This window comes from Butyricicoccus pullicaecorum, assembly GCF_002160355.1.
Taxonomy (GTDB): Bacteria; Bacillota; Clostridia; order Oscillospirales; family Butyricicoccaceae; genus Butyricicoccus; species Butyricicoccus pullicaecorum.
The window spans coordinates 53,645-72,931 of sequence record NZ_NFKK01000001.1 but is presented as its reverse complement, the minus strand read 5'-3'; the positions used below and the strand labels follow the sequence as shown (position 1 = coordinate 72,931).

General features: G+C 54.2%; 21 protein-coding genes. 8 read left to right on the top strand and 13 right to left on the bottom strand.

Annotated features, from left to right (window positions below; genetic code table 11):
• The first annotated feature begins 15 nt into the window (after nucleotides 1-15).
• Both B5F17_RS00395 and B5F17_RS00390 read left to right on the top strand, forming a co-directional pair.
• On the top strand, nucleotides 16-1,836 hold the full coding sequence (locus B5F17_RS00395) for a DEAD/DEAH box helicase (RefSeq protein ID WP_087369769.1): 1,821 nt from the start codon (nucleotides 16-18) through the stop codon (nucleotides 1,834-1,836).
• Between the two features lie 34 nt (nucleotides 1,837-1,870).
• Nucleotides 1,871-3,055 carry a phosphodiester glycosidase family protein gene (locus B5F17_RS00390; protein WP_087369767.1) on the top strand — a complete coding sequence of 395 codons (1,185 nt, stop codon included), beginning with the start codon at nucleotides 1,871-1,873 and terminating at the stop codon, nucleotides 3,053-3,055.
• A 58-nt stretch (nucleotides 3,056-3,113) separates the two neighbouring features.
• Here the strand turns inward: B5F17_RS00390 and trhA are convergent, their stop codons facing one another.
• Nucleotides 3,114-3,764, bottom strand: a complete 651-nt coding sequence (gene trhA, locus B5F17_RS00385) for a PAQR family membrane homeostasis protein TrhA (protein WP_087369765.1) — start codon at nucleotides 3,762-3,764, stop codon at nucleotides 3,114-3,116.
• Nucleotides 3,765-3,914: 150 nt separating this feature from the next.
• Between trhA and B5F17_RS00380 the strand changes: the two genes are divergently transcribed.
• From B5F17_RS00380 to B5F17_RS00370, 3 genes are all read left to right on the top strand, one after another.
• The gene (locus tag B5F17_RS00380) at nucleotides 3,915-4,439 is read left to right on the top strand and encodes a DUF1836 domain-containing protein (protein WP_016148346.1); all 525 of its coding nucleotides are present in this window, start codon (nucleotides 3,915-3,917) and stop codon (nucleotides 4,437-4,439) included.
• A gap of 139 nt (nucleotides 4,440-4,578) precedes the next feature.
• Nucleotides 4,579-4,851, top strand: a complete 273-nt coding sequence (locus tag B5F17_RS00375; RefSeq protein ID WP_087369762.1) for an autorepressor SdpR family transcription factor — start codon at nucleotides 4,579-4,581, stop codon at nucleotides 4,849-4,851.
• Entirely contained in the window at nucleotides 4,848-5,501 is a 654-nt protein-coding gene (locus B5F17_RS00370) for an SdpI family protein (protein ID WP_087369760.1), read from the top strand. The genes B5F17_RS00375 and B5F17_RS00370 overlap by 4 nt, the downstream gene beginning before the upstream one ends.
• Here B5F17_RS00370 and B5F17_RS15190 read toward each other — a convergent pair.
• Nucleotides 5,498-5,626 (bottom strand): hypothetical protein, encoded by a 129-nt coding sequence (locus B5F17_RS15190; RefSeq protein ID WP_275532102.1) that lies wholly within the window; start codon nucleotides 5,624-5,626, stop codon nucleotides 5,498-5,500. The genes B5F17_RS00370 and B5F17_RS15190 overlap by 4 nt on opposite strands.
• 189 nt (nucleotides 5,627-5,815) lie before the next feature.
• Between B5F17_RS15190 and gdhA the strand changes: the two genes are divergently transcribed.
• The gene (gdhA, locus tag B5F17_RS00365) at nucleotides 5,816-7,162 is read left to right on the top strand and encodes an NADP-specific glutamate dehydrogenase (RefSeq protein WP_016148347.1); all 1,347 of its coding nucleotides are present in this window, start codon (nucleotides 5,816-5,818) and stop codon (nucleotides 7,160-7,162) included.
• 103 nt (nucleotides 7,163-7,265) lie between these two features.
• Here gdhA and B5F17_RS00360 read toward each other — a convergent pair whose 3' ends face one another.
• The gene (locus B5F17_RS00360) at nucleotides 7,266-7,832 is read right to left on the bottom strand and encodes a 6-carboxytetrahydropterin synthase (RefSeq protein ID WP_016148350.1); all 567 of its coding nucleotides are present in this window, start codon (nucleotides 7,830-7,832) and stop codon (nucleotides 7,266-7,268) included.
• Between the two features lie 293 nt (nucleotides 7,833-8,125).
• The gene (locus tag B5F17_RS00355; RefSeq protein ID WP_016148351.1) at nucleotides 8,126-9,451 is read right to left on the bottom strand and encodes a class II D-tagatose-bisphosphate aldolase, non-catalytic subunit; all 1,326 of its coding nucleotides are present in this window, start codon (nucleotides 9,449-9,451) and stop codon (nucleotides 8,126-8,128) included.
• Between the two features lie 172 nt (nucleotides 9,452-9,623).
• On the opposite strand from B5F17_RS00355, the gene fba reads away from it, so the two are divergent.
• Nucleotides 9,624-10,475 (top strand): class II fructose-1,6-bisphosphate aldolase, encoded by an 852-nt coding sequence (fba, locus tag B5F17_RS00350; RefSeq protein ID WP_016148352.1) that lies wholly within the window; start codon nucleotides 9,624-9,626, stop codon nucleotides 10,473-10,475.
• Between the two features lie 50 nt (nucleotides 10,476-10,525).
• Here fba and B5F17_RS00345 read toward each other — a convergent pair whose 3' ends face one another.
• Both B5F17_RS00345 and nagA read right to left on the bottom strand, forming a co-directional pair.
• Complete coding sequence (locus B5F17_RS00345) at nucleotides 10,526-11,068, bottom strand: hypothetical protein (RefSeq protein ID WP_016148353.1); 543 nt, start codon at nucleotides 11,066-11,068, stop codon at nucleotides 10,526-10,528.
• Nucleotides 11,069-12,217, bottom strand: coding sequence for an N-acetylglucosamine-6-phosphate deacetylase (nagA, locus tag B5F17_RS00340; RefSeq protein ID WP_087369758.1), 1,149 nt, complete (start codon nucleotides 12,215-12,217; stop codon nucleotides 11,069-11,071).
• 300 nt (nucleotides 12,218-12,517) lie between these two features.
• On the opposite strand from nagA, the gene B5F17_RS00335 reads away from it, so the two are divergent.
• On the top strand, nucleotides 12,518-13,639 hold the full coding sequence (locus B5F17_RS00335) for a helix-turn-helix transcriptional regulator (protein ID WP_162608030.1): 1,122 nt from the start codon (nucleotides 12,518-12,520) through the stop codon (nucleotides 13,637-13,639).
• Here the strand turns inward: B5F17_RS00335 and yajC are convergent.
• The 7 genes from yajC to agaB form a co-directional block, all read right to left on the bottom strand.
• Nucleotides 13,596-13,874 (bottom strand): preprotein translocase subunit YajC, encoded by a 279-nt coding sequence (yajC, locus tag B5F17_RS00330; protein WP_087369754.1) that lies wholly within the window; start codon nucleotides 13,872-13,874, stop codon nucleotides 13,596-13,598. The genes B5F17_RS00335 and yajC overlap by 44 nt on opposite strands.
• 129 nt (nucleotides 13,875-14,003) lie before the next feature.
• Nucleotides 14,004-15,185, bottom strand: coding sequence for an SIS domain-containing protein (locus B5F17_RS00325; protein ID WP_087369752.1), 1,182 nt, complete (start codon nucleotides 15,183-15,185; stop codon nucleotides 14,004-14,006).
• A 92-nt stretch (nucleotides 15,186-15,277) separates the two neighbouring features.
• The gene (locus tag B5F17_RS00320) at nucleotides 15,278-15,706 is read right to left on the bottom strand and encodes a PTS sugar transporter subunit IIA (RefSeq protein WP_087369751.1); all 429 of its coding nucleotides are present in this window, start codon (nucleotides 15,704-15,706) and stop codon (nucleotides 15,278-15,280) included.
• A gap of 39 nt (nucleotides 15,707-15,745) precedes the next feature.
• Entirely contained in the window at nucleotides 15,746-16,408 is a 663-nt protein-coding gene (locus B5F17_RS00315) for a hypothetical protein (protein WP_087369749.1), read from the bottom strand.
• A gap of 140 nt (nucleotides 16,409-16,548) precedes the next feature.
• Nucleotides 16,549-17,550 carry a PTS system mannose/fructose/sorbose family transporter subunit IID gene (locus tag B5F17_RS00310; protein WP_016148360.1) on the bottom strand — a complete coding sequence of 334 codons (1,002 nt, stop codon included), beginning with the start codon at nucleotides 17,548-17,550 and terminating at the stop codon, nucleotides 16,549-16,551.
• Nucleotides 17,540-18,373 carry a PTS mannose/fructose/sorbose/N-acetylgalactosamine transporter subunit IIC gene (locus B5F17_RS00305; protein WP_016148361.1) on the bottom strand — a complete coding sequence of 278 codons (834 nt, stop codon included), beginning with the start codon at nucleotides 18,371-18,373 and terminating at the stop codon, nucleotides 17,540-17,542. Before B5F17_RS00305 ends, B5F17_RS00310 begins: the two co-directional genes overlap by 11 nt.
• Before the next feature lie 40 nt (nucleotides 18,374-18,413).
• A complete protein-coding gene (gene agaB / locus B5F17_RS00300) occupies nucleotides 18,414-18,890 on the bottom strand; it encodes a PTS galactosamine transporter subunit IIB (RefSeq protein WP_016148362.1) in 477 nt (158 codons plus the stop codon).
• Between the last annotated feature and the right edge of the window lie 397 nt (nucleotides 18,891-19,287).

The following is a 19,287-nucleotide window of genomic DNA, read 5'->3' as shown; positions in this document are numbered from 1 at the left end:
ATGATAGGAGTATCCATGAGATTTCAAGATTTAAAGATTGATGAAGCGATCTTGAAGGCCATCCGTGAGATCGGTTACGACCAGCCGACCCCGATTCAGGAAAAGGCCATCCCGATCGTTCTGGAAGGGCACGACCTTTTGGGCTGTGCGCAGACCGGAACGGGCAAGACCGCTGCGTTCTCCATCCCCATGTTACAGCGTATGGGTCGCCCGCAGGAGGGCGAAGCACGCCCGGTGCGCGGTCTGATCCTGACCCCGACCCGCGAGCTTGCGTTACAGATTTACGAGAATCTGTGCCAGTATGGCCGCTATCTCGGCCGTATTTCGGCGGTCATCTTTGGCGGTGTGTCCCAGAATCCGCAGGTCGAAGCCATCCAGAATGGCGCCGACATTCTGGTCGCAACCCCCGGCCGTCTGTGGGATCTGATGGGTCAGAAGCTGGTCGACATCAGCACGGTTGAGTGCTTTGTCCTGGACGAGGCCGACCGCATGCTGGACATGGGCTTTATCAACGATGTCAAGCGCATTCTGAAGTTCCTGCCCAAGAAGCGTCAGACCCTGCTGTTCTCGGCAACCATGCCCGAGGAGATCGCCGAGCTGGCCAACAACATGCTGCACAAGCCGCGCCATGTATCCATCGTTCCGGCTGCAACCCCGGTCGAGCTGATCGAGCAGGGCGTATACTTCACCGACAAAAAGGCCAAGCGTGACCTGCTGCGCGCCGTGCTCGAAGAGCGCTCGCTGCCCCAGACGCTGGTCTTTACCCGCACCAAGCACGGTGCCGACCGCGTTGCGCGTGACCTGTCCCGCGCAGGCATCGCGGCCAAGTCCATCCACGGCGACAAGTCGCAGAACGCCCGTCAGAACGCGCTCAAGCAGTTCAAGGACTACAAGATCCCGGTACTGGTTGCGACCGACATCGCCGCACGCGGCATTGACATCAACGAACTGCCGCTGGTCATCAACTTCGACCTGCCCAACGTCCCCGAGACCTACGTGCACCGCATCGGCCGTACCGGCCGTGCCGGTCAGGAGGGCACCGCGCTGTCGTTCTGTGACCCGTCCGAGCTGCCCTACCTCAAGGACATCGAGGAGCTGACCCGCGTCGCCATTCCCGCACTCGAACCGCCCACAGGCATCGAGATGGCCGAGGCACAGACCGCTGCACGCTATGTGCGTCACGATCCCACGCTGCCGCCCGAGAAGCCTGCAAAGCAGGACAAAAAGGCAAAGTCCAACAACCGCCGCGGCAAGAAGAAGTCTGCCGAGCCGGCACCGGTCAAGGCAGAGCCGCGCCAGCAGGGACGCAAGAACGAGAGCGCAAAGGCCACCGCAAAGCCGGTACAGAAGGCCGAGTCTGCATCCAAGATGCAGCCCACAAACACACGCGGCAAGAAGCGCACCAACAACCTGTCTGCCGCCAATACACGCAAGAAAGCCGCTCCGGCTGAGCTGCCCGCACGCGAGCCCACAAGCACCCGCGCTGCGGTCAAGACCGCTCCCCCGCGCCGCAAGAGCGCTGGACGCGGCGGCCGTCCGATCATCGAGCCCGCTTACGAGAACATCACCACCATGCACCAGTCGTCGCGCAAGGGCGGCAATCGCCGCGGCCGACGCGAGGACGTTGAGACCCGCGTGGACGTGATGACCCCGCCTTCCGGCCGTCCGCTGGCGCCGAGCACGGCGGCTCGTATCCGCGCTAAGGTCGAGGCCAAGCTGGCCGAGCGCCGCGCCGCCCAGTCTTCGGGCACTTCGGCACAGTCCCGCGCCAAAAAGCAGGGCAAAGTGCAGCGCAAGCCGCAGACCCGTTCCGGTCGCGGCCGCGCACGCGGTTAATTCCCATCCCCGCTAGAGAGAGAGGAGTAAGCACATGAGCGTGTCACGGCGGATCAAGCTGTTTTTCACCATTATCATCCTGTTGGGACTGACGGTGTTCTACCCGTTTGTCGTTTACACCAGCAATCCCTTTGTCAGCGAACTGCGCACCCTTTGGATCTCCACGGCCATGGAGACCATGACCCATCAGTGGTTGGCAACCGCGTTCTTCCCCGCTGATATGGTCAGCGAGGTCGTGGGCGCCCGTCAGGCACTCTTTGAGAGCCAGAAGGATATCCAGTCCATCTGGGGTCAGGATGGCCAGACTGCCACCGACAAGGTCGATACCAACCTCAGCCCGGAAGATCAGTTCTACGCCCTGTTCGAGGAAATCGACCGCGCAAGCTGTGAGGCATTCTTCGCGGAAAATCCGCGTTACATAGAGGACGGTTACGACAAGATCAACATGGACTGGTGTGAAAAGGGTGAAGACACCGGCATCGTCACCAAGCAGGGTGACAAGGTTGTTGCCATCAACACGGAAAAGAGCCTGATGATCGTGCGTCTGGAACGCGAGGGTCTGCTGGGTACCGAGTACAATGGTTATCTGGCGGTCGTCAAGGACCCGTCCCGCGTGGAACTCGGCCTGTGCCGCGGCATGGGCAAGCGCGAAGGTCAGCGTATTGCCGATCTGGCCGACTACAACGAGGCCATTCTGGGCATCAACGCCTCGGGCTTCATCGACAACGGTGAGGTTGCTGAAGGCGGTACGCCCTACGGTTACGTCAAACACGACGGTGAGCTCATCCAGGGCGCATTCGGTCACGGTTACAAGATCATCGGTTTCGACGACCAGCACCGCTTCCTGATCGGTGACACCACCACCGCAGAGCAGATGGTCGACGCGGTCGAGTTTGGTCCGGCACTGATCGTCAACGGACAGAAGATCGAAGAGCTTGGCTCGGTCGAGAGCTTGCAGCCCCGTACCGCCATCGGTCAAACCGAAGATCTCACCGTGCTGATGCTGGTTATCAACGGACGCGGTCAGGGCAGCTCGATGGGCTGCCGCGGCGTCGATCTGCGCGACATTCTGTGGGATTACGGCGCTGTACAGGCCTGCAATCTGGACGGTGGCTCGTCCTCGGTTATGTACTATCAGGGACGCGTCATCAGCTCGCCCACCACGTCGACCAACAACCCTGAAGGCCGTCGACTGCCCAATGCCTTTATCGTCAAGTAAAGCGGTATGAAAAAAGAGGACTGTTTCCAGTCCTCTTTTTGTTTGCTCTCTTTTGCGGTTACAGAACGAACCAGAATACCACCAGATAATGCGCGACGCTTCCGGCCAGCACAAACAGGTGGAACAGCTCATGGAATCCCAAAACCTGCGACAGATTGGGCTTTTTCAAAATATAGATCACGCCGCCGATGGTGTACGACAAACCGCCGATCGCCAAGAGCGTGATGGCCGGTGCGGGCATGGACAGAACCACGTCAAAGCGGAAAATCACCGCCCAGCCCATCAGCAAATACAGGATGGTTCCCAGAAAGCGCGGTGCGTCAATCCAGATGAGCTTGACCGCGATGCCAAACAGCGCAATGCCCCAGATGACCGCGAGGAACAGGTACGAGCCCGGTGCCTGCATGTACTTGAGCACGATGGGCGTGTAACTGCCCGCGATGAGTACATAGATCATGCTGTGATCGAGCTTTTTGAGCACGCGCAGTACCTGCTCACCTGCTCGGGCGTAGTGATAGACCGCGCTGGCGCTGTACAGCGCGATGAGCGACAGGCCAAACAGCAGCACGGACAGCGCGGTCAATGCGTCCACACCTTTTGTCACAGCGCGTATGAGCATGATTGCCAGACCGCACGCGGCTGCAATCGCTCCGACAAAGTGTGAATAACTGGAAAACGGCTCGCGCGCCTTGATCAATATTCTTGGCATACAGGTTCCCTCCCGGAATCTCAATTACATAGTTTTAAAAACCATATTCTATCTTTTATATTACCACATTTCATTAAGATTGCAACTACCCTCTTGCAGTTTTTTTCACCTTGCGCTACAATGATAATGAGCTACGAGAGGGGGATCTCTATGAAACAGCTATCCGAACTGCTCGAAACCGTCCTGCACGACCGGGATATTACGCCCGATGCTGTGCCTGCATTGGACTTATATATGGATCAGGTTTTGACTCTGTTCAATGAGGGTCTTCAGGAAAACAAGCGCCATCCGGGCGACAAACTGCTGACCAAAACCATGATCAACAACTATTCCAAGGAAAAAATCCTGCTGCCGGTCAAAGGCAAAAAATACACCCGCCAGCACATCATTCAGATGCTGTGCATCTATCAGCTCAAGCAGATGTTGTCTCTGGCCGACGTCAAAGCGCTGATCGGACGCAATGACGTGGACTTTGAAGCCTGCTTCAACCGTTTTTTGGCGCGTAAAGATCATTTGCGCGACTCCATTCCCGAGCGTCTGACCGCCGATCTGGACATCGACCTGTCCGACCCCAACGAAGTCCTGACCTTCTGCCTGACCCTGTCCGCGACCGCGACCTACATGCAGCGACTGTGCCAGCAGATCATCGACGCACGCGCCGAGGCGCAGGAATAGTACATCAACACAGGAGCGGTATACCGTTCCTGTGTTTTCATGCGATAATATTTAGACAATCATCAAAATAACTGTTGACAAAACACAGCTTGTGTCCTATCATTTAGACAAAGATCGAAATATTATAGGAGGCGATCCTATGGGCTTTCAACAGACCTTTAAAGCGCTGTCCGATCCCACCCGCCGCGATATCCTGCGCCTGCTGCGCGATGGCCCACTCTCTGCCGGCGAAATCACGGCGCATTTCAACATTTCAGCCGCCACGATCTCACACCATCTGGCCATCTTACGCGATGCCGGGCTGGTGCTGGATGACAAGCGCGGCAAGTTCATTTACTACGAACTCAATCTCTCAGTCGTCGACGAGATTCTCGGCTGGCTGTCCGCTCTGAAAGGAGACGATTCCCAATGAAACGCATTCCAAAAATGCAGATTTTGGTATGGGTACTGGCCATCGTGCCCATCATCCTGACCGCTGTATTTTACCCCCGTCTGCCCGCATCCATTCCGATGCAGTGGGATTTCGGCGGTGAAGTGGGCTATGAACCCAAGTGGCATTTGTTCATCATCGCGGCACTGGCACCGCTGTTCGCCGTTCTCTTCCCGCTGATGCCCAAAATCGACCCCCGACGCAAAAGCTATGACAAGTTCGCACCCTCCTATCTGCTGTTTCAGGTGATGATGATGCTGTTTGTCATCCTCATGGTCGGTATCGTGCTGATCGAGAGTCTGCGTCCGGGCAGCGTCCGCGTCGGACGCACCATCTGCCTGTTCCTCGGCGTACTTTTTGCCGTCATCGGTAATATGATGCCCAAATTCCGTCAAAATTACTTTTGCGGCATCAAAACGCCCTGGACGTATGCCGATGAAGTCGTATGGACGCGCACGCACCGTTTGGCTGGACGGCTCATGTTCGCCGCCGGTCTGCTCGGCATCGTCTCTGCCTTCCTTCCCGGTGATGTGCTCATGGCGGTCGTATTCTTTGTCCCGCTCATCATCTCTGTCGTGGTTCCCGTTCTGATGAGCTATATCTGGTATCGCCAGCGGCACCCGCAAAATTAACGCATGATGCGGCATAAATCATCCGGTCTTTTTCCTGCGCTCGGCAGGATAAGAGGTGCCAATTTTTCAGGATTTCCTGCATTTTTCGCTTGGCCAGCCGGTAAAAAATGAATTTTCTCCTGCATAAGAAAAGTTTTTTAGGCAATTTGCATGATTATCCAGCACTCTCCCCGGTCGATTTTATCATTTCTTTCACTGTTTATCACGCAAAAGAAATTGATTCTAACCGGTTTGCGTGATAAAATAAAGGCATTCAAGAGAACCTGTTCGGATGCAGGGTGCATCCCAAAGCCAATCTATGGAGGTCGAAAATTATGTTCAAGAGCGAATATCTCAATCGCGTTTACGAAGGTCTGGCTGCACGCAATGCACATGAGCCGGAGTTCCTGCAGGCTGTACGTGAGGTCTTCGAGTCCCTCGAGCCGGTCGTTGCTGCACGTCCCGAAATCGAGAAGAACGGCATCATCGAGCGCATCGTTGAGCCCGAGCGCATCGTAAACTTCCGTGTTTCGTGGGTAGACGACGCTGGTAAGGTACAGGTAAACCGCGGCTGGCGTATCCAGTTTAACTCCGCAATCGGTCCCTACAAGGGCGGTCTGCGTCTGCATCCCTCTGTTAACCAGTCCATCATCAAGTTCCTGGGCTTTGAGCAGATCTTCAAGAATAGCCTGACCGGCCTGCCCATGGGCGGCGGCAAGGGCGGTTCCGACTTCGACCCCAAGGGCAAGAGCGACAACGAGATCATGCGCTTCTGCCAGTCCTTTATGACCGAGCTCCAGCGCCACATCGGTCCTGACACCGACGTTCCGGCTGGCGATATCGGCACCGGCGCACGTGAGATCGGCTACATGTTCGGTCAGTACAAGCGCCTGCGCAACGAGTTCACCGGTGTTCTGACCGGTAAGGGCCTGTCCTACGGCGGCTCTCTGGCTCGTACCGAGGCTACCGGCTACGGCGTTTGCTACTACATGAAGGAAATGCTGGCTGATATGGGCGAGTCCTTCGAGGGCAAGAAGGTCGTCATCTCCGGTTCGGGTAACGTTGCAATCTACGCTTGCCAGAAGGCTACTCAGCTCGGCGGCAAGGTCATCGCAATGAGCGACTCCAACGGCTATATCGTTGACGAGAACGGCATCGACTACAAGGTTATGCAGGAGATCAAGGAAGTCAAGCGTGCTCGCATCAAGACCTACCTCGACTACGTTCCCACCGCAAAGTATGTCGAAGGCTGCCGCGGCATCTGGTCTGTTGCCTGCGATATCGCGCTCCCCTGCGCTACGCAGAACGAGCTCAACGGCGACGAGGCCAAGACCCTGATTGCAAACGGCGTTAAGGCTGTCGCTGAGGGTGCTAACATGCCCTCTACTCCTGAGGCTGTTGAGGCATTCCAGGCTGCCGGCGTAAAGTTCGGCCCGGCAAAGGCTGCAAACGCAGGCGGTGTCGCTACCTCCGGTCTGGAGATGAGCCAGAACAGCCAGCGTCTGTCCTGGACCTTCGACGAGGTTGATGCAAAGCTGCATGACATCATGGTCAACATCTACAAGTCCTGTAAGGATGCTGCTGCTCGTTACGGCATGGAAGGCAACCTGGTTGCTGGTGCAAACATCGCTGGCTTCGAGAAGGTTTGCGACGCTATGCTGTGGCAGGGTATTGCATACTAATCCAAAGCGAGACCCAAAATTCCCATTGGATATACCAAGAGGAGAAGATCGACATCGATCTTCTCCTCTTTTTTGTTACTTATCAGTGTTGGTTTTCTGGCTCTTACTGTTTCTTATATCCGCACTTCGGGCAGACACCGTGCTCATTGAGTGCGATACCGCACAGCGGGCAGCGGTCGATCTGGTTGTGGGTGCTGAAGTCTGCCGAGGCTGCGTTGACACCGCTGGTAAAGGTGATCTTTGCAATATTCAGCTTATCCTTGAGCAGATCATAGACAATCTTGATCATGCCCTCTACGGTCAGCGTCTCCTTGGTGACCACCAGACGGCATTCCGGGTAAGCGGTTGCCAGCTCGGTCTTGAATGCCGGACCCTTCATCTGGTTCTGCGGTGCGCCGTCGCGGATGCCCTGCTCCTCGTATACCTTGAGCACCGCCGGCAGCAGCGGATCGTCCTCGCGCAGGATCAGTGCATGGTCAAAATTCTTGAGCACTTCCCAAGCGGTCTTCTGAATCTCGTTGCACGGGAAAACCATATTTACGCCGGGCTCTACCGAATCTTCTACCTCAATGGTCAAAACGCCGGTATGTCCGTGGAGATACTGGGCTTCTCCCTTGAATCCGTAAAATCTGTGGGCGTACTGCAAATCCAAAGTTGTGATACTTCTCATGGTATAGTCCTCCTTATTGTTATTCTGAGCCGTAGCTCTTGCGGACGAAGTGAAGTGTTGGATTCACCTCGGGCTTCCTTTTCAATATTGATAATCAATATTATCTTTGACAATAATATACCTGATCTTTTCCAGTTTGTCAACCGCTTTTTGAGAATTTTTCTCATTTACTTTTTTGCGTATAAAAACCTATGTTTTATGCATCAAAGATGCCACAACCGGGCTTTATTGGAAGAAAAACAAAAAAGTCCCCGGGTCGATTGCTCGACTCGGGGACTCTTATTACTTCGATCTTACAGCAGTTCCTTCTGATGGGTTGCGTACAGATACTCGTCGATGGTATTGATGATGCGATCTTCAACCAGCTCGACCGGATCGTTGACCAGCAGGCCCTCACGTACCTTGGTGTACTGGATGGGCATGAACTGGCTGAGCAGGTTGAGCGGGATGCCCAGCGTGCGCAGGTTGGAGATCAAGCGTTCCTTGGCAGCCTCAACAGCCGGGGTCGGCATGTAGTAACGGCAGCGGTCGGAGAACGAATACTTGCGCTTCATGCGCAGCTCGAGCTCGGTGCCCTGGTAGTGCTTGCGCCAGTGCTTGCCTTCCTTGAGCATCTCAGCCTCAAGTGCATCCTGGAAGCCGCTGGGGGTGATGTCGGTGCCGTAAATCAGCTCCTTCTCGATGTTCTCGAGTGCAAACATACCCTCGCGCATTGCAAAGGTCAGAGCCGGGCCAACCTTCAGGATGCCGACGCCGTCCTCGACCAGCTCGCGCAGCTTGATCTTGGTCTGGTAGTCGGTCGAGTGACCTTCAAATACCAGATTCGGGAATTCCTGAATGGAAGCCATCAGATCCTTTGCCTTCTCACGGTCGTACTCGGTGCAGCCGCTGTCCTTCTCCTCGACACCGGGCTGTACAACAACGCCGATGACGTTGTCCCAAGCTTCGTCCAGACCCTGCTCACGGAATGCCTTCTCAAAGGTTGCAACCGTGTTCTTGAAGTCCTCAACCTTGGTGACCTGTACGCCCTGATCGACTGCGCCAACAGCGCCGCCCGGGATCGGAACCTCACTGCCGACGATGTAGACCGGTGCGATCGCGTCCGGGTCGCTCTCGAGCAGCTTGTGGTAGGTGTCCTGTGCCACACGTGCCAGACGTGCGCCGCGCTTTGCGATGGTCTCGTCGCTCAGGCGGGTGTTCGGATCGTCAGAAGCGACCTTCATGCTGGTGTCAATGTGAATCTTGGTGAAGCCAGCGCCGACATAGTGGCGGATGAGCTCCTCAGCGTTCTCCATTGCCTGTGCCTCATCCATGCCGGCAAAGGTCAGCGGGCCCAGATGGTCGCCGCCCAAGAACAGACGCTTGGGATCAAAACCGACCTTGTCTGCGATGCCCAGTACGAAGTTCTTGAAATCCAGCGGGGTCATACCGGTGTAGCCGCCGTTCTGGTCACACTGGTTTGCCGTGCTCTCGATCAGCACGCACGAGCCGTCGCTCTTGCCGCGCTTGAGTGCAGCCTCAATAACATAGCCGTTTGCGCTGCATACCGAATAAATACCTACGTTCTTGCCCTGTTTCTGCAGTTCTACGATCTTCTTCAGCGGATTATGATTCATCATAATCACTCCTTCCCAAATTTTTGATGCGGTCACGGAACGCATCTGCGTCCCTTTGATTTTTTCATCCCGGCACTTGCAAAAGCGCAGACAGTCCGGGTATTTTATGCTATACTATTGATGTTGAAAATCCACCTTGTGTCTTTTCAAATTCACAGAAAAGAGGTCATTTATTATGCCATTGGTTACAACCAAAGAAATGCTCCTGCGTGCGCAGGCCGGTCACTATGCGGTCGGTGCATTCAATGTAGAAAACATGGAGATGGTGATGGCAGTCGTGCAGGCGGCTGAGGAAAGCCGCGCGCCGGTCATCATGCAGACCACTCCGTCCACCGTCAAGTACGCCGGTCTGGACTACTACCTTGCAATGGCCAAGGCGGCCGCAGAGCGTGCAACCGTTCCGGTTGCCATGCACCTCGATCACGGTGACAGCTTCGAGCTGGCCATGCAGGCACTGCGCACCGGCTACACCTCCATCATGATCGACGGCTCGCATGACTCCTTCGAGGACAACATCGCCCTCACCCGCCGCGTCACCGACGCCTGCGCACCCTCCGGTGTTCCGGTCGAGGCCGAGCTCGGCAAGGTCGGCGGCAAGGAAGACGATCTGGAAGGCGGCGACGGCAACCCGTTCACCGATCCCCAGCAGGCCAAGGAGTTCGTTGAGCGCACCGGTGTCGACTCGCTGGCAGTTGCCATCGGCACGGCACACGGTCTGTACAAGGGCGTGCCCAAGCTGGACTTTGACCGTCTGAGCGCCATCCGCGAGCTGGTTTCCATCCCGCTGGTACTGCACGGTGCATCCGGTGTGCCGGACGAGGCCGTTCGCGAGTCCATCCGCCGTGGCATCTGCAAGGTAAACTTTGCCACCGAGCTGCGCATCGCGTTCAGCGACGGTGTTAAGAAGTACCTCGCAGAAGATCCCGACGCATTCGACCCCAAGAAGTACTGCAAGGTCGGACGTGCCAACGTTGTGGCACTGGTCAAGGAGAAAATCGCTCTGTGCGGCTCGAACGGCCAAGCTTAAACAGATGTTTTACGAAAAAACCATCGTTTTTACGATGGTTTTTTCTTTTTTCACTTCATTTTGGAAAGTGCAACCATGTGCAGGATACTGCAATACAGACCAACAACGGCCAGCAAACCGCTGAGCACGTTGAGTCCCATAGAGTACTGCTCCATGTACGCATTGAGCACGATCAGCACCGCAAACAGCAGATACAGCACCGCCAGCGCGATGACCTTGCTGCGGCTCTTATTATCAATGATGTACTGCAGCGATGAGACACGGCGCTCAAAGTCTACATCCTCCGCAACTTCCAGCTTTTTGAGGTAAGACATGCGGAAGTAAACCTCGACCAGAACGGCGGTGATCACACCGGCCAGAACGGCCTGTGTCCAGGACAGGAAGGTGCCTGCACACAGGATGGCCGCGAACAGAATGATGACAAAGCGGTTCTGGAAGAACAGCATGCGGTTCTCATTCTGCTTGTGAATCAGATAACCCTGTTTGGTCAGTCGATCATAGTAGATCGTGCGCTTACGTTTATCGGTATAGACATTGCGCCCGGACAGGCGAATGGTCTCATGCGGTGTCGATTTCTTTCTACCCTTACTCATTTATTCCCCATCCAACATGCTTTTTCCTGCGCAGTAGGTCTGTACGACCTCGTAATCGCGATCCAGAACAACCAGATCGGCATCCAGACCAACCTTGATCGAGCCCTTGCGGTCAGCAACACGCAGGCACTCTGCCGGGTTCTTGGTGCAGGAATTGATTGCGGTCTCGATCGGAACCATAGCCTCCTCGATCAGCAGGCGCAGGCCCTTGTTGATGCACAGGGTGGAACCTGCCAGACCCTTGGTCGAGGTCAGGTGTGCGCTGCCGTCGGGGTAAATCTCGATCTCGTTGCCGCCGAACAGGAACTTGGAGCCTGCCGGCGAACCCTTTGCCATGAGGGCATCGCTGACCATCATGCCGTAGTGCGGTCCCTTGAGCTCAAAGAACTGCTTGAGGGCAGCCGGAGTCGAGTGGTTGCCGTCGCAGATGATCTCGCCGTACATGCTCTTGATGTTGTAAGCTGCGCCAACCAGACCATTCTGACGATGGTTGAAGGGCGACATGCCGTTGTAAACGTGAGTCATCGAGCGTGCGCCGTGTGCGCATGCCATAACAGCCTGGTCAAAGGTTGCAGCCGAGTGACCGATGCTAACAACTACGCCGGTTTCCGTGCAGTAACGGGTCAGTGCAAAGTCCTCGTCGTTCTCGGTTGCCATGGTGATATACTTAATCAGACCGTGTGCAGCTTCCTGATAACGCTTGAACTGTTCAACAACCGGTCTCTTGATGTGCTGCTCGGGCTGTGCACCCTTGTACAGCATGTCCAGGAACGGGCCCTCGAAGTGTACGCCCAGTACTTCTGCACCGGTGTAACCCTCTTCGACGACATTTGCCACGTTTTCCAGTGCCTTGGTCAGGACTTCCTCGCTCTGGGTGATGGTGGTGGGCAGCAGGCTGGTGACACCTTCCTTGACAATGCCGCGCAGCCACTTGCGCAGACCTTCGGGCTCTGCATCGTTGGTGTCAAAGCCAAACGCACCGTGACAGTGCACATCGATAAATCCGGGCAGTACCCACTGATCGCCGTAATCTACGTCGGCTTCCTTGGTGCCGTACGGGTAGATCTCTGCGATCTTTCCGTCCTCGACTACGATCTGCGCCGGTACAAACCGGTCAGCCATCCATACTTTTTTACTCTGAAGAATCATGTCGATCGACCTCCTAATTACTCTTGCCGCGTTGCCTGCTTTGCAGACTGGTATGCGCGATCGCGGCACGATATCGCGGGTTTTGTACCCCATTTTTCCGTTTGGCTTGCATTTTTCCCGCAAATCCATTAAAATAGATTCACAAGTTTTATGCATTCCCCATAAATCAGCAGGTAGATGACACAGGGAGATTTTTCGATTATGATTCACAACGTATCCGGGAGCAATTTCCTTGCTTTCGGTTCTTTTTATGACGAACCGGTCAGTACAGATCCATTTCATCTGATCTCACGGCTACAGATGGTGCATACCAAATCGGTCGACCAGCTCTATTCCTATCCGTGCGAGATTCATCTGGAACTGACGCAGGGCATTGCTTCGCTTCTGGTGGGCTCTTCTCCCCGACTCGAGGAGCTCAAGACCTTCCCCATTCACCATTATGTGAAGCTCAAACCAAATACGTATTTTAATCTCATCGTACACTCGGAGGAGATCGTTTGCAATCTCATTACGCCGAACGTGCATCCGACTGCCGTCAAACTTGCTGTTCCCTACCTATATCAGCCTTTTTTCTCTCCGTTTAATGTTCTGGAAATCTTCGACTCTTATGTCTCCCAGGTGACCGAATTCCATTTTCGCAGCACCGTTCACGATTACTATGAACTGTTCTACGTCATTGACGGTTCACTGACCCTGAACATGGCCGGGGACAGCCGCACGATTGAGGAAAACGACCTCATCATCTGTGGTCCGCACCAGCCCTATCCCCGTCAGATCAGCAGTGATACCTTCTGCAACTATCTGACCGTGGTCTTTGACATGGGAAACGCCGAGAGAATCCATTTTTTAGGACAAACCTTCTCCTGTTCGGAATCCATCCGCAGTGCGCTTGATAAACTCATCGCGCAGAGTCTGTCCCACTCCTACTATACCCAAACTCTTATGCTGTGCTACCTGCAGGAGGTCATCACCCAGCTCATGCAGCTGACCGACACCCTCTTGCAACCGCACAGTACGCCAACGTCACAGCAAAATTTCCAAAACGACTTGCTCCAGCAGATCTTAGCCTACATGAACAAGAAGGTTGCCGAGCCGATGACTGTGGAAGAGATCTGTCACAAATTCTTCATCTCACGTTCGTCCTTGCAGAGTCTGTTCAAGGCTCATCTGCATACCTCACCCAAAAACTACCTCATCAACATCAAGCTGCAAAAGAGCAAGGAACTAATACAGGAAAACCGGCACACGATCAGCGAGATCGCCTATCTGCTCGGTTTCAGCTCCATTCACTACTTTTCCAGACTGTTCAAGAAGTACTATAACATGTCTCCGAGTGAGTACGCCAAGCAGGTCAGTGAGATGAACAAATCTGAGGCACTCAGTCCTCCACAGACTGAATGCTATAACGAGAGATCTGAATGACGTTGCCCTTGCCGACCTCTACGTCAATGACATCGTCGCGAATCTTGACGATCTTGCCGTAGATACCGCCGGCAAAGAGGATCTTTGCGCCAACCTTGATCCCTTGCTGAAGCTTGGCCATCGCTTCACGGCTGCGCTTCATATTGCGTGCGGACATGATCGAAATGACCAGTGCGCATACAACGAACAGTACGCCAACCGTACCGCAGGCCCACAGGATTACTTCCCAATTCATGCTGTTTTGCTCCTTCTGCTGTGATACGCAACGCGGTGCAACCGCAGGATAATCCCCGCTGGCTGCACCCGGTTACCAGGCATGGTTTGCCCGCAAAGGGCAAACCATGCTTTTTTCTTTCTCTGATTCTTATGCGCGGGTGTACGGATACAGGGTAACACCCTTAACAACGCGGTTTACCTCACCGGTCGGGCACGGATTGTCCGGGGTGATGCCCATAGCCAGGGACTTGAGGACTGCCAGGGTCTGTGCAAACAGGATGTAATCCAGACCGAGCAGAACGTTCTCGTGCTCGCCTTCCAGACCGTAAACAACGGTGTAGTCAACCAGAGCTGCAACAGCGTCGTCAGCCTTGGACATAACAGCAACGATCTTGTTGCCCTTGCGCTGGCCGCTCATCTCCTTGATGAGGTCAACTTCGTACTGTCTGGTGTACGGGTCGTCGCTCAGGTAAACAACGGTGATGGTGTCATCATTGATGATGGACTTGGGACCATGACGGAAGCCCAGAGGAGTGTCATACATGGTAACAACGCCGCCGGCGGTCAGCTCCAGCATCTTCAGAGCGGACTCCTGAGAGGTGCCCTTCAGGGTGTTGCTGCCCAGGTAAACGATGCGATTGAAGTCGTACTCGTCGACGATCTTCTGTGCGATGCCGTACTGGTTGTCCAGGAAGGACTGGCCAGCCTCGATCATGGTGCGAACCTTTGCGATGGTCTCGTCCAGCTCGTCCAGATGGAAGCACAGGTAAGTTGCCAGATACATGTTCGAGAAGCTCGAAGTCATTGCAAAGCTCTGGTCATGGGTTTCGTCGGTCAGGTTGATTGCGTAGCAGTTATCGGTCGTTGCTGCACGCTTGGACAGAGCGCCGTCCTTGTTGCAGGTAACGAACAGATGGTATACGTGATCGCATACAGCCTCTGCTGCATCGATTGCGCCGACAGACTCCGGAGAGTTGCCCGAACGGCCGAAGCTGATGAGCAGGGTGGGCTTGGTGCGGGACAGGTAAGCCTCTGGGGTTGCAACGATATCGGTGGTGCCGTAGGACTTTACCTTATGGTTCATCAGGCGGGTCAGGTGCGGGAACAGTGCGTTGCCAACGAACTCACTGGTGCCTGCGCCGGTCAGAACGATATCGAAATCCTCGCAGGTAACAACCTGATCGATGAACTTCTTGAGCTCGTCCTTGTGCTCTGCGATCTGGCGGCAGGTCTTCTCCCAGGTTGCCGGCTGCTGATAAATCTCGGACAGGGTGAATACCGAGGAGGTTTCCTGCATCTTATCTTCGCCAATACCAAATACAGTCTTCATGATTATTACTCCTTTTCCTGTGCGGGTGGTCTCACCCGCAAGCTGTGATCATTGAAAAAATCTGTATGAATTTTCGTGTTTGAGTGAATCTTTTAGATTCCGTCGTCGCACTCTTCCTGCTGAACAGCCTGGAACTCGTACTTGAGTACCTGCTCGCTGCCGGTCTGCAGTGCGGTCTTAACCAGCTCCTCGACGTCGTCTTCAAACTTACGAGTCATGGAAACTTCGAGCAGCATGGGCAGGTTGGTGCCGCCGATAACTGTAACGTTGCCGCGCGGATAGCCGACCTCAACTGCGGTGCGGAACGGGGTACCGCCGACCAGATCGGCAAATACCAGGATGTGCTCGCAGTCCTTCAGATCGTCGAGCGCCTTGTTCAGCTCGCGGGACAGATCTTCCAGGCTGTAAGTGGGCAGGAAATCAACATAGCGGTAATCTTCCTGCTCGCCTGCGATGAGGTTGACCGAGCTGGTGATGCCCGAGCCAAAGTTTGCGTGTCCAGTTACTAATAATCCGATCATTGTTCTTCTTCTCCTATCTTCATTATCGAGATACCGTCATCAGGACAGTACCGTTTTCCCTGTCTGTGTCCGCTCCTCGAGCTGCTTCATCTGCTTTTCGAGCAGGGGCACATATACGGCCTGGGGATGGAAGCAAACCTTTGCGTTCTGATAATAAATCAGTGCGTGTTCGTCATCGCCCAGTGCTTCATACTGCTTGGCCACCATAAACAAGATGACGCCAAGCGCAAAGCCATAATAATGTTTCCCATTGATCTCATCGATCATTTCATCGATCAGGTCGGTTTTGTGGTCGATCATGACCGCATAGGCCTGCTCGCTGAACTTTACATACGCCGCATCCTGCACAGCCCGGATCCCTTCCAGCAGCCATGCCGCGTAAGTGCCCTTCCCCCGAATGAGGAAGGTGTGATAATACTGTTCGAGAAAGCTCTTTTTGTCTGCCGGATTCTTGTAGGTCGTCGCGATCATCTGCTTGAGCTTCTCCTCAAACGCCGCGGCATCCTCGCCCATGTACCGTGCACGCAGCTGGTACAGGTCGCAGGTGTACTCGCCCAAGATTCTGCGCGACGTGGCCATATTGGTCAGCCGCTCGACGGTCTCGCCGTCATTTTTGCGCAGACTCATATTGAGATTTCTCAGCTGAAAATTTTTGACCGCCTGTACGCCGACGTAGCCGACGAAGGCGAGAAAAATGATCATCGCCGTCACTGTGCTCACAAAATCACCTGTTTCTGTTTTCTAAAACATAGAGGGGAAATGCAAAGTTGTCATTTCCCCCCTTCATGTTTTCAATCGATTCTGCGGTCAAGTGACTGGCAGAACTTATGTTTTGAAATGGATTATTCCGGCATGGTTACGGTAACGCCAGACTCCTGGAGTTCAACAACAACCTGGTTCAGAGCGTCCCAAGCCTGCTGACCGGTCTTCTCCGGAGCAGCCGGTGCGGGGTACTCATACCACTCAACCAGCGGATTGTAGCCGCCCAGAATGGTGTTGCCGTCAGCGTCCATAGCCTTGGAGTCGCCAGTCCAGATACCGAATGCGCAGCCTACGATACCAACAACCAGGATCATCAGGATGCACTTAACAGGCGTCCAGCCCTTCTTGATCAGAGCGTAGATACCCAGAGTGATCAGCAGGGGCAGCAGCTTGGGCAGGATGCCGTCGAGCAGGCCCTGCAGGTTGATCGCAGGATTGCCGATGAAGATACGCAGCGTGGTGTTACCATAGTTTGCGATCAGACCGCCGACTACGAATACACCCAGGATGCTAGCTGCACGGGTGAATTCCTTCGCGTTGGAGGTCAGCATGGTGACAGCCTTGGTGCCCAGGCCGTAAGACCAGTGCATCAGCCACCAGCGGATCACAAACTGGAAGATATTGAATATCGCGAGGAACATGATGGCGCCGATGATGCTGCCGTCCATCGCCATGTTAGCGGTCAGACCAGCGGTGATCGGAACCAGGGTCAGCCAGAACAGCGCATCACCGATGCCGCCGAGCGGGCCAGCTGCCGAAATACGTACGGAACGGATGGTCTGCGTATCTGTCTTGTTCTGCTCGAGCGAGAGCACGATACCCATTACAAACGTTACCAGGAACGGGTGCGTGTTGAGGAAGTCCAGGTTATGTGCCATGGAAGCCTTCAGGTCTTCCTTGTTGGTGTGGATCTTCTTCAGACCGGGAAGCATTGCCCACAGCCAGCCGCAGGCCTGCATTCTCTCGTAGTTGAACGATGCCTGCAGGAAGCAAGACATCCATACCATCTTATTCAAGGTCTTGTTATCCAGCTGAGGCGCCGGGGTCAGATCTTGATACTTTTCAGGAATATTATATGCCATCACAGTCACCTCCCATGTTGCTTGCGCTCATGCCTGCGTTCTCCTTGATCTTGCTGTGGATGGTGAAGTCATAGATTGCAATTGCAATACCTACGAATGCACACAGGATCAGGGTTGCGCCGGACGTGGAGGCATTGGCGCTGCACAGCAGAGCCATAACGAAGCCTGCCAGCAGGAAGCCCCACATCTCCTTGGACATCATGACCTTCATCAGGATTGCGAAGCCGACGAACTTCATAGCGCCGCCTGCTGCATCCAGACCAGCCATTACCCAAGAGTAAGTGTAGGACAGGTTCTTCAGCGTCTCGCCCAGTGCCGAGCCGCCGTACAGACCAGCGACTGCCAGCAGACCGAACAGGGTGCCGAGGATAGCCATTTCGGTGAAGTTGATGTTGCGGATGCCCTTGACATCTGCATTCTCAGCGCACTTGTCAGCCTTAGCCATCATACCGGACATGATGGTGAAGGTCAGGGTAACTGCGTACTGGCCGAATACTGCGAACGGGATCGCAAGACCCATCGCCGCACCGACACCGTCTGCAGTTGCCTCCATGTTCAGAGAGACTGCGAATACGGTTGCCATGATACCACCCAGGATTGCGTTGGGGGGCTGAGCGCCGCCGATCGGCATGCTGCCGATCTGAATCAGCTGGTATGCGCCGCCGACGACGATACCGAGTTCAAAGTTGCCGAGGATTGCACCGATAATCGGGCAGGTTACGATCGGCTGATAAAGAGACTCCAAGAAGCTGAACTGGTCAATACCCATGATAAACGCGACCACGAAGACCAGTACCGCCTGGATTATGGTAATGTGTTCCATTTGTACTCCTTTCCAGGTCATCCTGGTTCAAGCAAAAGGTTTACTTGAACAGCTTATCAATACTTTCTGCAGGGGTGTCCGGAACTCGCTTGATTTCGAGCTCTACACCCAGATCCTGCATTTTCTTAAATGCAGCAACGTCGGCATCATCTACCGCAACAGACGTTGCAACCTGGCGCTTCCCATCTGCCATGTGCATGTTGCCGATGTTGACTTTCTTGATCGGTACACCGCCCTCAACCAGCTTGAGGACATCCTGCGGGGTTTCGCAGATGATGGCGATGTGCTGATTGGGAGAAGCCTTGTGGATGATGTTGATGGTCTTTTCGATGGTGAAGAAGCGGGTCTGAGCATAAGCCGGAGCCGCCATGTTCATCAGTCCCTGACGGAACTCATCCGCTGCGACCTTGTCGTTTGCAACGAGCAGCAGGTTTGCGCCAACGACGCCGCACCACTGGGTTGCAACCTGACCATGGATCAAACGGTTGTCAATTCTTGTCAATACAATATCTGGCATAAATATTTCCCCTTTCTTGCAGACTTGCGTGTGACTAAAAAATGTTTCCCCTCTCTTTCAAATTTTCTGAAGACGTTCATCCCGGGAAGCATGGGCCTGAACCGTTTTCCATTACACAAATTATTGTAGCAGAAGGTTCCTTTGATTTAGTTGCACTTTTCATCTGTTCTTTTGCACTTTTGATTTGTATAATTTTACAAATTTTTAAAAATTACAGCCGGAAAATTGTACCTAATTATCAAATGATGGTGAAGTTTTGCGCAAAATTGTCACATTTTGGACTTCTTTTTTCGATCTGTTTTTTTGTCTTTTATTGAACTTTTCACTCCGTTTTTCCTGAGTTTTAGCGAATTTTACTAACATTTTTAGCTATTTGTCAGATTTTTATCAAACCTTT